Here is a 13446-nt window from a genome sequence, read left to right as displayed (position 1 = left end):
GCTTTTTACTTCATAAATCACTATCACATTGCCTTCAATTTCTACTGCCCTTCTGGCTACAGCATTTGTTTTACTATTACTTCTGCCTGGTTTTGCTTTCCTGAGAAGATATTGGGTAAGTACAAAGGGAGATTTGCAGGATAGCAGTCTCCATATATTTTTATTGTGGGGAACTCCAATATCAATAGTGATTTATGCCATCATGTATATCATTTTTAGAGTTCTTTCCCTTTGTTTTATTTCATGGTCATTTAACCAGCTAAATTACCTTGGGATAAATATTGGAGAACTCTATAATAAAATTTTTATTGAACATACCCCTCCTGGCCCAAACGAAGTTCTTCAGATGTTGGTATATTCTTTAGTTAGTTGTGTGTTTGGTATTTGGTTAGGCAATTATACACGCGAAAAGGTCATAGAACTGGGATTAGATGTTCAATATAGTATTTTAAGGTTTAGTAATGATTGGTTTTACATGTTGTCTGGGAGAGACAAGGCTTTTGAAAGGTCTAAAGATGGAATCAAGATCGTAAAGAAAATATCTACGATTGTTGATGTTTTGTGCGTGATAGATCATTCTCCAATAATCTTTAGCGGCTATCTTCTGGACTATAATTTAAAAAAAGATGGATCACTGGAATTTATCCGTATTACGGATGCTACGAGGACTCCTTTGGAAGAATTTTCAAATCATAAAATTTTTTGCAAAGACACTCAGTATAAAATACCTGGTAATGGGTTTATAATAAAGGGCGAAGAGATTAAAAACATTAATTGTCGGTACGTAACCATTCCAGAACTCAAGTTACCTTCTGTATTGCCTCAAAAAATGCTTTAATACGTTGCTTCCATGATTTGGAAGCCATCCAAAAACAAAAGGCCGTCATTCCCGACGGCCTTTTTAATGTGCAGAAATGTTATTGATCTGCCAATATTCCCAATACCAATAGGATTAAAATTCCAATGCCCTGACGCATCAGATCACGTCGTTCCTTTACGCGAAAGGAACGGCTGAAAACATATTTTAAGATGTACTTCATTTCTTCAAGTTACGAATTATAAATCATTTTTGCAAGATAGTTGTACAGTCTGCAGTATGGCAGGGATTTTGTAACCGATCTTTCGTATCTTGCTTACAATAAGACGAAACGCAAAACGTTTTATCGAAAGAACTTTCGGATCAACGCTTAAATATTCGCTTAAAAGGAGTATATTTGCTTAGAATCTAATCGCCATTCGTTTAATAAACCGCCAAAATCATTATGAAAAAATTAATCTATAATTTTTTAATGCCGCTTATTGGTATTGCCGTCATCATTGTCAACATCAGTGATGTCAAAAAAAGCATTACCGAATACCTGGGAGAATACGGTCCTACCATCATTACCGCCTTCCTGATTGCAGCGTCATTACTGAATCATTTCATGACCTACCGGACGCCATACAAGGAATTACAGGAACGCAATAAGGAACGCTGGGAGAAGTTTACACAAACAGCACTGGAGTCCATTAAAACGATTAAAACGAACTCCGGGATTGATGTCAGCTTTAACGTGATGAAACCCCGAAGGAAATTGTTTTGCATCCAGCCGGGCAGAATCGTGTTTTTCCCGCTGGTTTTTGATGTGGTGTGGGAATGTGGTAGAAACCATGTGAACAAGCGCTTGAAAATTACCACCAAGCAAGGAGTTTGCGGCATGGCTTACGAACAGGAAGATTTTTTTTCGTTCGACCTGGAGAAAATGAAAGCTGCCAGCCACAACTTTGAAAAGGAATTTAACTTCACATCTGCACAGGTCCGGCTTACAGATAAAATTACGATGGTGGCTTCCTGCCCGATTATTTTAAGGGAAACACTGCCCGACAGACAGCGGATTAAAGTGTTGGGTGTTTTATCCGTTGAAAGCCGGATGCTGAATAGCGGGATTCTGATCGACGACGAAACGAAAAAAGCTGCGATTTATTCAACAATGGAAACCCTGACGGATATGGTTGCAGTAATTTAACACTTTTCGGGTGTTTTATTGCTAAAAAACAATTAATTTAGAAAGAGTCTTAGGATATGGGTTATCATATAAATACATATAACATGGAAGCGATCGTGGGAATCGAGGATAGTGCGGTGAAAAAATCGACTCGTCAGAATCAAAAGAAGGATGACGAAGCACAAATGCCTGTCTGGCGCGAACTGAAACCAGGTGTTCACGTCGCATTCAGATCCACGGAGTCGATCCCCGTTGTAACCAACAGTTGGGCAGAAAGAGCCGAACAGGATAAAAAGATCGAAGAAAAATTCCACAAAAGCATGCAAATGATTAAAGATGCTTTTAACCCTGGAAAGTAATTTACTCTTTCAACAATCACCCGATTGACAGAAGCGCCGTTTTATGTATTATCCTCCCGCTATCTGTTCTATAATTTGACCGCTAAAAACTCCGGTAATGTCATTCCGTGTGCACGAGCTAAAATCAGCAGACTCTTATAGGTGATATTCTTTTTCCCGGATTCCCAACGACCATAATGAACGCGAGACAAGTTGTGGTCGAGTGCAAATTTCTCTGCACTTCTATATCCTTTGGCAATCCGTAAGGCCCTTATTCTTTTTCCTAATTCAATAAGTTCCTGGTCACCATTCATTTGACCATTTTCCGCCTCTGTTTCTTTGTTCATACTAATACAAAACAACGTGAAAGCAACCAAAAAGTAAACAACTTTAAGATAAACAACCAAAAAGTTACCAACCTAATGGTTTATTTTATATATTTAGGCCGTAAATAATGGTTAGGTAATTTTTAGTTTTTTACAATCTACTCCAACTCCTAACAACTGAAAAAGGGAAACTTCCACCCTCCCTGAGAGAGCGCAACTGACAACGGTCGGTAGTTAAGAGGTGGATATGTGGTAAAGTGGCATAGAGGTTTCTAACATCCTCTATGCCTTTTACAGTTTTCGCTATTTTAATCTCAAAAATTACAAATTATTTCATTGAAAAACAGATAGTTAACTGTTTTTATTTTCATTGTTGGATTCTGTCCTTCCAAACGGCTTTCTGTGCTCAAAAATGGGTCGGATTGGGATGTGTTTTTAAAGACAAAACGAGTCTTTGGTGGTTGAAGAATGGTCTTGACAAACAAAAAGCGCGGCTATAACAGCCGCGCTTTCATATTACTTGTATTGGAGCAAGAACTTATCTCGCCCTCACGAATTTGAGAATGCGCTGTTCTTCAGCAGATTTAAACTCTTCTATTTGCTTCGGAGTCGCTCCTTGTTTCAGACGTACATAATCCCTGAAAACATGACTGATGTATAACGGTGAGGTGATTGTTTGCTTAGTAGCCTTATCTTTTTGGGACGAAGAATGGCATGTAAAACAGTTGACCAGGTTATTGACATTAATTGCCTGAATGGAGTCTTCGAAGGTCTGGGTGAAACTTTCCATAGTTACATTGGCGCAGTTGAGACTTCCCCGGGCATAACTTCCTGTAGTTGCATTCCCCATATTATTCCCCAGACTATCAATAATCTGTGCTTGTTGTGCATGCGTTGTTCCGTCCATGTTCAACCAGATGGATCCGTTGTAGAAGTAATTTGCCCAAACATCATCCAATTGCGATTTGACACATTGATTGATCCCGTCAATATTCTGAAATTCAGCAGATCCGGATTGGGAAGTATTCATCATGAAATTACCATCACTGTCTAGAGGAACGCCATATTGGAATAAATCAAAAACCTGGTTTGGAGTATTTCCGAGTTGAGAAGTTGAATTGTACGTGATTCCCCCGATCCCTGTAACTGAACCTTTCTTAAACAAAAGCTGGTCTAAATCGGAGCTTGCTGATTTTGCTTTCCAATCATAATCCGGAGAAAGGTCATCATGCTCGAAAGTAGCCCAGATAAATTCCGGGTGATTTTCTACGATACCCACTACGTGCATCCCGATCAGGGCAACTTTCGTATTCGTAAAGCTCTTACCGGCATTGGTAGAAAGTGACGCAGTAGTTGTATAATATAAAGATTGTTTCGATTGGGGAATAGCTGAAATTGGAACCCAAGCTACTTTCAGTTCGAAAGACCCTACCGGAAATACCTTATCGTTGGTCGGCTTGATAATTCCGTTTTTGATTCCTAGTCCAAAAGCAACTGCCGCATCATACATCAGGGGATTCATATGAATCGAATAATAAACCTTCCCGCCAACTCCGTTGTTGTAACCGGGGTTGGTTTGCAGAAGGGCACTGCTTCCTGCCTGTGCGGTATCCTGGAGTACAACCAACGTACTGTCAGGAACAGAAATTGGTAACATGGTTGAAGTAACCTGCTTTACTTTTGAGGTGTTCAGGAATAGCGGATTTCCACCCTTATCCGGCTTGGTCAGCCACAGGAACTTGTTCCATGACCACTGGTGAAAGATTTGATTGGTAGTACTCGATGCATCAAACGGACTTCCTTTTCCTTCAGCGGGAGCAGGAGTCTGGGCGTGGGGAAACCAGCTTGGATTGACAATACAGAGTGAATCGGGTGAGGAAGCTGAAGCATTGTCATTGTAGGTGCCTTCTTTTCCGGGTTCTCCGTCGGAACCACAGTTGGTTAGTATCAAGGCACTAATAACAGCTAATCCTCCTAGCAAAGGTAATGTTCGTTGTTTCATGAATAGAAGTAATTAAGAATTCAATCGAAAATAGGGCAAAGCCCGCATGCAGAAGAGAGTAGAAATACCTGTTTTTGCTTTTTTAGGAGAATCCGGGGATTTTCCCGGGTACGAAAGGGGGAAAATCACGGGGAGAAAAGTTTGACAGTAAATTGAAAAGAAACACATTTGGGAAACTTTTAACTCTTAAAACTATGCTGTCGAATCCTTTAAATGTTATCCCGTTTGTGCAAAGACATCGTTCATTGAACGGTTTATTAGACGAATCGCTCATTGATCTCCAGATGTCTATTCTGGATGAACCGGATGCATACGATCATGTCATAAAATGTCATCTGTATCTGCGTTTGAGAAATCAGTATGTGAAGCCACTTTTGTGCGATCAGGTTTCAATGAATAAGTTTGAACCTCTTTTTAATGAGGTAACTGGCAAGCGACAAGTTATTGGGAAGTATATTACCGGTTTACTTGTTTTTATGGCTACTGATGAAACAAGCACGGAAATTACCCCGATTTATCAGCCGGTATGTTTGGACTGGAAGGATTACGATGGATCTGCGCAAAAAGATCGGTATGTGATTCAGGATACGGGATATGGGAACTATTATATCTACGACGGGAATGATTTTGCCGTTGTATCTGAAGCAGAAAAGAACAAATTGGTTGCGAATTACAGAAAAGACATGTCATTCATCCACACCATTGGAGGAGCAAATTATGATCCTTTTAACGCGGCTCATGATGTAACGGCTTGTTTGGTAACGTTTCAGTTAATTTACAAGTTGCTGGATGAAACACCGTCTGAAACACTTTTTGTAACAAACGGAATACGCGAAATCAGATCGGATCAGACTTCCCCCATCAAACACATGTTCATTTTTAGCGGCGAAGCGATTAAAGAACATCAGGCAGCGCCGGCTAAATACGCCAACCGCTCACATCTCTGCCCGCCATGCAGTACGATTTTCGGGTTTGATTTGGCATAAGAAAAAGTTCTAACTTAAAACAGTATCTTAGCATGTCTCACTACCGCATTGAAACCGACATGCTTACACTCTTCACAGAAATCACGTGTTTATCACTGGCCGTTTTTACCGGGCTTCTTGCGTATCGATCGATGAACCGTTTTTTCAGAACCCTGTTGCTGCAGGTAATCATCTGGAGCCTGTTTTATGCCGGTTCCTATTCGGTCACCTGGAGCCAGCAGTCGGCAGGACAGGAAGTGGATAACCGCTGGCTGATGAATATTCACCTCATAATCGAAACCGGGTTGCTCTTTACTGCGGCCTGGTTTGTATTGCCTAAACCGCTTCGGACGTTTGTAAGTGCCGGGGCCTTTTCGCTTTTCCTGTTGGTGCTGGGAATCCAGATCGGGAAGCAAGGATTTGAAGTCTACCTGAATTACGCCGATGTAACCGCCTGTATGCTCATTACCCTGGTTTTTTCCCTGGTTTTGTACACTTTCGGACAACAAACCAGTGTGCGTTTGTGGCGTTCTCCTGAAAAATGGGCCTGTTTGGGTATTTTGATGTACTTCGCATGCAGTGTTCCCTACGTTTCGATGATGAATTACCTGCAAACCGAAAACCCGGAGGCAAATACCTTTTTATACTACTTAATCAGCGGAGTACTGGCAAACCTCCGCTACCTCTTACTGGCACTTGCGTTTTGGTTGATTTATCGAAAAACAAAACAGAAAACCCTGAACGTATGAACGATATTATTTTAAGTATTGTTGCGGCAACACTGCTCATTCTGCTTCTGATTGCGGGAATTGTGATTACTTTTTTTATGACCAACCGCCAGCGGATGCGCCAGGAGCATGAACTCACGGAAACACGACTGGCTTTTGAGCAGGAACTGCGCCGGGTAGAAGCAGAAGTGAGTGAACACGTGATGAGCCAGTTTTCCAACGAATTGCACGACAACATCGGGCAGCTGCTTACGGCGATGCACATTGAAATTGAAAACCGGAAACTGGATGATCCGGAGAACCAGGAATCGTTTAAACCGCTCGAAATCTATCTCGCAGAAGTGCGGCAACAGCTGCGTTTGCTGAGTAAAACCCTGAACAATGACTTCATTTCCTACAGCGGCTTGCTTGCATCTTTAAAATTGGAAGTGGACCGCTTGAATAAACTGAAGCGCTTTGTTGCCCGGATAGAGGATGAGGTTACCGGAACTCCGCTCAAAAGTGACCAGGAACTGATGATTTTCCGCATCTTCCAGGAAATCATTCAGAATGTAATGAAACACGCGGAAGCAAAGCAGGTCGTGATTACCCTGAAATCAGATTCTGAGCAGTTCGAACTGTGCATCCGGGACGATGGAAAAGGCTTTGATTACGAAGAAACTTTCAGGGAAAACAAAGGTTCCGGACTCCGCAATATCCTGAAAAGAACCGCGTTGGCCCAGTTGGAATGTACGATTCACACAAAAATTGGGGAAGGAACTACCTATATTCTGAAAAAATTGCCACATTAGTACCAGATTAAACTGGTTAACTGGCTGCTTTTCATGGATAAACGAAGAATTGTTCTGGTGGATGATCATGTGATTGTCCGGAACGGACTAAAAGAATTAATCGAGAAATTGGGAGATTATTCCGTTATGGCCCAATTTGATTCCGGAACCGCTTTCCTGGAAGCCCTTCCCATGCAGCCAAACCCGGATTTGGTGATTGTCGATTTGAACATGCCCGGAATGAACGGTTCCGAGTTGGTACAGGAGTTGAAAAACTCCGGCAATGATCAACGGATTCTCATCCTCACACTCGACAGTGACGAGCAAACCATTATCCGCCTGTTCCGGAACGGTGTTCGCGGATTCCTGAAGAAAAATTGTAGTGCCGAAGTACTGAAAGACGCGCTGCATTCCATTTTGAACACCGGGTATTACCACAACGAATTCCTGACGCTTTCCCTCAGAGAAGAAGTGGAACCTCCCAAACCTTCCGAGCGCGACAAGATTTTGGGACAGTTCACCGACCGGGAGCGCGAATTTCTCCGCCTGGTTTGTCACGAAAAAGAATACACCTACGAACAAATTGCCGACCAGATGCAGGTGAGTGCCCGCACCGTAGACGGTTACCGCGAAGCGATTTTCGACAAATTTGCCATCAAATCCAAAACGGGACTGGTGTTGTTTGTGCTAAAACATCAGCTGTTTGAAGAGTTGTAATCCCGGCGATTTTGCATAAAATAGAATAGGAGCTATCCGTGAAAGTCTAAAAATGATATCTTTCGGCCATTAAACTATTCACATGAGCCAGCAAAACAACTTACAGGGTTTTTCCAAATACCCGGTTTCAGCAACAGATCCACGATTTCCCAGTTTTTTACAAGGATTTAACCAGCGGTGGCAGGCAGCCCATTGCGAAATGGTCTACGTCTGTTATTCCGCAGAAGGAGCTAAAGCAGCTTTGGAGGAAGCAATCTCCCTATACGGAAGAGATGTCAAAATCAAGAGTGGCGGACATTGCTACGAGAACTTTGTGTTCAGTCCGAAAACCAGAGCGATCATCGACGTATCTGCGCTAAATGGTTACGGATATGACTCCCAAAAAGGATACTACCTGGATTCGGGAGGAACCAATTGGAGCGCATTCAACAGCCTTTTCCGGGATTATGGAAAGGTGCTCCCGGCCGGATCCTGTTATTCGGTTGGTTTGGGCGGACATATCTGCGGAGGTGGTTATGGGTTATTGTCCCGCCTGAACGGATTAACGGTCGACTGGCTGACAGGAGTTGACGTGGTGGTGAAACAAGGACCGGATGTACCGGCAGCGTTGAAATACGTTTCCAGGGAATCTACAGATCCGGATGAACAAAACCTCTTTTGGGCACATTGTGGTGGCGGAGGTGGGAATTTCGGGGTGATTACCCGCTATTACTTCAAGGAATTACCCGACAGTCCTGTTTCTGCTTTTATCACGCAATTAAGTATCGAATGGAGTAATCTCACACCGGAGATTTTGTCTTCCGTTCTGAATTTGTTTACAGCAATCGCCGAAGATCCTGCTAACTGGAGGCAATTTGGAATCCTGGCATTGCATCATCAATCCCAGGGAGAAATCGTCATGACCATCCAAACCGCTGTTTTACAATCCGAAGATCCTGCTGAAATTAAAGGGCGGTATATCGACACGCTGCTTCACGATCTTGGCGGATTCGTGGCCTACAAGCTCACAACGACCCCTTCGGTCACTCACTTAGGCGGATTTGTTCAGCCGGCAGCCCATACTTTGAGCTATACGTTTTATGAAGCGGTTCAAACCTTAAACGGTTCGGGGGCCAACCAACGCGGAAAATACAAATCGGCCTATATGCGCAAAGGATTCCCGATGGATCAGGTCGAAACCATATACGAATACCTCCAATTGGTTCCGCCGACACTTACACCGCAGGATATGTCACAGTGTTTATTGCAGATAGATACGTATGGAGGCCAAATTAACGAGGTCGCTCCAACCGCAACGGCAATTCCTCAGCGTTCTTCTGTGCTGAAATTACAGTATCAGGCCTATTGGACGGAAGAAAAAGACGATGCGGCTTTCCTGGATTGGATGAATGACTTCTATACGGCTGTTTACAGGAAAACAGGCGGAACACCCAATCCCCGCTTCGATCCGACGGATAATGTGGATGGCTGCTATTACAATTATCCCGACTCTGATTTGAATCTGTCCGGAGGATTGGAAGGTGCTCTGCAACTGTATTTCGGTCAAAATCTTCCCCGTTTGAAAGAAGTGAAAAAGCATTGGGATCCGACCAATTACTTCAATAGTTTTCAATCGATCCCGGTGGAGTGATGCTGCTTTCTTAGCAGACTTTACCGGATCTGATTAGTTGGAATTGCCCTCGGGATTACCCTGGGGGCCTTTCTTCGTCTCCTCTGGTTTTGGAGGAGTTACGTTTTTCGCCTCCTGCAGAACTTTGTTTTTGCGTAGTTCTTTAATGGAATTGAGCAGATCCAGCAGATCATGCCAGAATTTGGAGCCCAGGCTCATGCAGAAACCCGTGAGCGTGCAGCCGACAATCGAGTAGAAAACGATGTAAAACGTAACTGGTTTTTTCTTTCCCGGAGATTCAGTATCACCCGTTTGGGATTTACAGTTCAAAGTATCACAATTCTCTTTTTTTGGAGCTTCACTTTTGGTATAGGCGATTTTAGACTTTGAGGAATCCGGAGTTTTGCTGTCCGTATAGAAATTTTTCCAGCCCAAATTTTCTGTTGGATTTTTTTCGCGAAGAAAATCAAAGACATTGGCATTCATCAGTAGAGCAATGAGGATGCAAATAATGATGTTTAGACCGGTAATTTTTTGCTCCCGAACCGGATTGGTGGGATCATCTACCTGTTTTAAATAGGCCTTGTTGTCTACAGACATGAGAAGCAATTTGTTTCCCTCTTGTCCCAAATAGAGTTTAAACCAGGTAATAACCCGTTCAGAAATTAAGCTCAAAGTGAGAAGAGCTGTTACGAGTGTAATGAATTTTTCCATTATGAATTGTTTAAAGTTAGGGAGCAAAGATTTTAAAAGAAATTAATGGTTACCAGGGTAGTTTCCCCGAAATAAGCCAGTGTTTTTCTATTGTTTAAAGGGGAATAGTATCACGTGCAAAAATTGATCTGAGTAATTGTTTATCAGACTTTTGAAACGTGAAACCAATTAAATTTTTAAACATGATTAAAGTAATTGCTACTCCATTTGAAGAGCTTATCGAACTCCATGAGTTTCTTGATCCGATTCAGAATGAAGATCAACTTAGCCTGGAACTGGCAGATGTGGATGTTGCCGAAGCGAACAACCGGATTATGAATTGCAGAGCGTATCTGCAATTAAATGCTCAGCCAATACCCTATCCTATTGGGAATGGAATGATTGATAAAACCGAGCTGGACGTACTGTTTAATTTGATATTAAATTATGTACCGGCTACACCCAAAAAATACATTACAGTACTGAAAATTATTTTGGGGAGTAAAGAAGTCAGCACTGGAGTCTTCGAGATTCACCCGATCTTTCAGCCAATGGTTTTGATTTGGAACGGCTATTATCCAAACTCAAATAATCATGAATTCATTCGTGCGGATTCTAATCCATCAGAACTGTTTCAGCTTGACGCAACTAATAAATTTATTCCGGCAACACCTGCTGAAAGGGATCGGTTTGTTAAAAATTACAGGGAGAAAATTCTTATCAAACACAGTGATACGGAAAACCATGAAAAGTATCGTGATGGGGTGGATGTCAAAGAGGTTGTTTTCCCATTCCAGACAATTTACACGGTGATGGAAGAAAATAACAGCACCATCTTTGGATTGTCGAATTGTATCCAGAAGATTATACATCAGGAAATAAACCCTGTAAAACATGCGATTCTCATTTCGTCCCCAGACAACCATCCCCACACTCCGGGCCCTTTTACGGGGAAGTATGCAAACCGGTCACACCTCTGTCCGCCATGCAATGCAGCAACTTTCGGTTATGATTTGGCATAACGAATTTTTTCAACTGTAGCGTTTTGAATTTTGTCTTTAGGCCGGATACAGCTAGTGTATTTGGCCTTTTTTGATTGAATCAGGAGATTTCATTTGAAAAGTGTTAAAGGGTGGGCAAAAAATCAGTTACAGATTCTTAATTATCTCGTTATCTTACCTATTTTTATAGGCACATTCCACTGTTTGCGGAAATGTGTGCATTTAAAAAAATGTCAGACGTACATTCCATAGAGACCAGAAGCTACAACATGAGCCGGATTCGTTCTAAAAACACGAAACCGGAAATGCTTGTGCGGAAATTTCTGTTTGGAAAAGGACTGCGTTACAGATTGCATGACAAAACTCTTCCGGGAAAACCCGACCTGGTCTTCCCAAAATACAACGTAGTGCTCTTTATTCACGGCTGTTTCTGGCACGGTCATGAAGGATGCAAATATTTTGTTGTACCAAAAACACGAACAGAATGGTGGTTGGAGAAGATAGGCAAGACAGTGAAGCATGATGATGAAACTATCCTGAAGTTGTATCAATTGGGGTGGTCTTCGCTGATTGTTTGGGAATGTGAACTCAAGCCGGAAAAAAGAAACAAAACATTAACTGATTTATATACTAAAATATGCCAATACCTGTAATTGACCTCTTTGCGGGTCCGGGTGGCCTTGGAGAGGGTTTTTCTTCTGTTTTAAATGAGAATGAGGAACATGTGTTTAAAATTAAACTTTCCATTGAGAAAGACTCTTGTGCTCACCAAACGTTAAAACTTAGAAGTTTTTTCAGAGAATTTAATGGTCATGTACCAAAAGACTATTATTCATTTGTTAGGGGAGAAATTACCATTGATGAGTTATATAACAGATTTCCAAAACAAGCTGCTTCTAGTGAGTTGGAAGCTTGTTGCGGAACATTGGGGGATCCGGATGAAGGAGATACCAATCCGCTAACGAACGAAGAGATTGATAATAAAATTCAGGCTGCATTGGAGGGGCGAACTAATTGGGTTTTAATTGGAGGTCCTCCATGCCAGGCATATTCATTGGTTGGAAGATCAAGAAGGCAGGAAAAAATACTTGACGAGACAAAAGATAAAAGGGTTGGTCTTTATAAAGAGTATTTACGAATAATTGCGGTTCATAAACCTGCAGCTTTTGTGATGGAAAATGTAAAGGGGATATTATCCGCCAAAACAGAAGAAAATCTGATTTTCAATAAAATTCTGGAAGATCTTTCCGACCCGATAGGAGCCTGTATTTCTGAAGGAGAGATAGAGGATAACAACCAACCACATGTTTGTTATCGCATATATTCACTCACTCAGGTTCCGGATAGTTATGATGTAGCGGGGAATCCGGTTTTTAATCATAATGACTTTATTATTAAGTCTGAAGAGTATGGAATACCTCAAAAAAGGCACAGGGTTATTTTATTAGGAATCCGCGAGGATATTCCGGCCCCTAAGCGTATTCTTGAAAAAGGAGAGGAAGTATCTCTGTTCTCTGTTATTGGAGGGCTACCAGAAATCCGAAGTGGCATTACTCGTAGGTTTACTCATTTTACGATGGAGATATATGAAGATGGTCATTTTAAAAAAAAGAGACACTATGAAAAAGTAAAGGATTGCTTTGAAGAGTGGTCAGCTTATATGGAGGAATTTAATAATCAAATTAATTATATCCTTGGAATTGATGAAACAGAAGAACAATTAATTGTTCCTAAGACTTTAGGAAAAGAATTTCTTCCAGGGGAAGATTATGGTTTATCGGCAGATCACCCTTTGTTAAATTGGTACTCGGACAATAATCTCATGGGGATACTTCATCATGTATCACGTAAACATCTACTTCAGGATATCAAGAGATATATGTTTGCCAGTCGTTATACAGAATTGCATGGTAATTTTCCACGTCTTGAAGATTACCGGGATGCTGGAGAGGGTTTAATGCCTGACCATGAAAATGCCGAATCAGGAAAATTTACAGATCGTTTCAGGGTGCAGCTGCCGGATATACCAGCGACTACAATTACAAGTCACATATCCAAAGATGGGCATTATTTCATCCACTATGACCCGAAACAAAGCAGGAGTTTTACAGTGAGAGAAGCCGCCCGTGTACAAACATTCCCTGATAATTATTATTTCTGTGGCGGACGTACACAACAGTTTCACCAGGTGGGGAATGCTGTTCCTCCATACTTGGCGTATCAGATAGCGGAGGTTGTGGCAGAGATATTTACTCAGATTCCCATACAAAATAACCAACCCAATGAAGTAATCAGGCAACAAACCTTTTAAA

At 41.7% G+C, this 13446-nt stretch carries 14 protein-coding genes; 11 read left to right on the top strand and 3 right to left on the bottom strand.

Features of this window, described 5'->3' with window-relative positions:
* Positions 1-28: 28 nt before the first annotated feature.
* From ABDV94_RS10950 to ABDV94_RS10940, 3 genes are all read left to right on the top strand, one after another.
* Positions 29-838, top strand: a complete 810-nt coding sequence (locus tag ABDV94_RS10950; protein ID WP_343747217.1) for a hypothetical protein — start codon at positions 29-31, stop codon at positions 836-838.
* Positions 839-1262: 424 nt separating this feature from the next.
* Positions 1263-2006 carry a hypothetical protein gene (locus tag ABDV94_RS10945; protein WP_343747216.1) on the top strand — a complete coding sequence of 248 codons (744 nt, stop codon included), beginning with the start codon at positions 1263-1265 and terminating at the stop codon, positions 2004-2006.
* An 83-nt stretch (positions 2007-2089) separates the two neighbouring features.
* Entirely contained in the window at positions 2090-2344 is a 255-nt protein-coding gene (locus ABDV94_RS10940; RefSeq protein ID WP_343747215.1) for a hypothetical protein, read from the top strand.
* A 68-nt stretch (positions 2345-2412) separates the two neighbouring features.
* Here the strand turns inward: ABDV94_RS10940 and ABDV94_RS10935 are convergent, their stop codons facing one another.
* Together ABDV94_RS10935 and ABDV94_RS10930 are read right to left on the bottom strand one after the other, a co-directional pair.
* Positions 2413-2670 carry a helix-turn-helix transcriptional regulator gene (locus ABDV94_RS10935; protein ID WP_343747214.1) on the bottom strand — a complete coding sequence of 86 codons (258 nt, stop codon included), beginning with the start codon at positions 2668-2670 and terminating at the stop codon, positions 2413-2415.
* Positions 2671-3187: 517 nt separating this feature from the next.
* Positions 3188-4651, bottom strand: a complete 1464-nt coding sequence (locus tag ABDV94_RS10930) for a hypothetical protein (protein ID WP_343747213.1) — start codon at positions 4649-4651, stop codon at positions 3188-3190.
* 245 nt (positions 4652-4896) lie between these two features.
* Here ABDV94_RS10930 and ABDV94_RS10925 point away from each other — a divergent pair, with 245 nt between their 5' ends.
* The 5 genes from ABDV94_RS10925 to ABDV94_RS10905 all read left to right on the top strand — a co-directional run bounded on the left by ABDV94_RS10925 (position 4897) and on the right by ABDV94_RS10905 (position 9461).
* Positions 4897-5637, top strand: a complete 741-nt coding sequence (locus tag ABDV94_RS10925; protein ID WP_343747212.1) for a hypothetical protein — start codon at positions 4897-4899, stop codon at positions 5635-5637.
* A gap of 32 nt (positions 5638-5669) precedes the next feature.
* Complete coding sequence (locus tag ABDV94_RS10920) at positions 5670-6365, top strand: hypothetical protein (RefSeq protein WP_343747211.1); 696 nt, start codon at positions 5670-5672, stop codon at positions 6363-6365.
* The gene (locus tag ABDV94_RS10915; protein WP_343747210.1) at positions 6362-7135 is read left to right on the top strand and encodes an ATP-binding protein; all 774 of its coding nucleotides are present in this window, start codon (positions 6362-6364) and stop codon (positions 7133-7135) included. The genes ABDV94_RS10920 and ABDV94_RS10915 overlap by 4 nt, the downstream gene beginning before the upstream one ends.
* A 33-nt stretch (positions 7136-7168) precedes the next feature.
* Positions 7169-7831, top strand: coding sequence for a response regulator transcription factor (locus tag ABDV94_RS10910; protein ID WP_343747209.1), 663 nt, complete (start codon positions 7169-7171; stop codon positions 7829-7831).
* An 82-nt stretch (positions 7832-7913) separates the two neighbouring features.
* Positions 7914-9461, top strand: a complete 1548-nt coding sequence (locus tag ABDV94_RS10905; protein WP_343747208.1) for a BBE domain-containing protein — start codon at positions 7914-7916, stop codon at positions 9459-9461.
* Between the two features lie 33 nt (positions 9462-9494).
* Here the strand turns inward: ABDV94_RS10905 and ABDV94_RS10900 are convergent, their stop codons facing one another.
* Complete coding sequence (locus tag ABDV94_RS10900) at positions 9495-10154, bottom strand: hypothetical protein (RefSeq protein ID WP_343747207.1); 660 nt, start codon at positions 10152-10154, stop codon at positions 9495-9497.
* Between the two features lie 182 nt (positions 10155-10336).
* Here ABDV94_RS10900 and ABDV94_RS10895 point away from each other — a divergent pair, with 182 nt between their 5' ends.
* The 3 genes from ABDV94_RS10895 to ABDV94_RS10885 all read left to right on the top strand — a co-directional run bounded on the left by ABDV94_RS10895 (position 10337) and on the right by ABDV94_RS10885 (position 13445).
* Complete coding sequence (locus ABDV94_RS10895) at positions 10337-11155, top strand: hypothetical protein (protein ID WP_343747206.1); 819 nt, start codon at positions 10337-10339, stop codon at positions 11153-11155.
* Between the two features lie 209 nt (positions 11156-11364).
* Positions 11365-11787 (top strand): DNA mismatch endonuclease Vsr, encoded by a 423-nt coding sequence (vsr, locus tag ABDV94_RS10890; RefSeq protein WP_343747205.1) that lies wholly within the window; start codon positions 11365-11367, stop codon positions 11785-11787.
* Entirely contained in the window at positions 11772-13445 is a 1674-nt protein-coding gene (locus ABDV94_RS10885; protein ID WP_343747204.1) for a DNA cytosine methyltransferase, read from the top strand. The genes vsr and ABDV94_RS10885 overlap by 16 nt, the downstream gene beginning before the upstream one ends.
* Position 13446: the final 1 nt, after the last annotated feature.

The organism is Fluviicola sp., from assembly GCF_039596355.1.
Lineage (GTDB): Bacteria > Bacteroidota > Bacteroidia > Flavobacteriales_D > Crocinitomicaceae > Fluviicola.
Note: the sequence above shows the minus strand (reverse complement) of the source record. Positions and strands in the feature narration are given on the sequence as shown.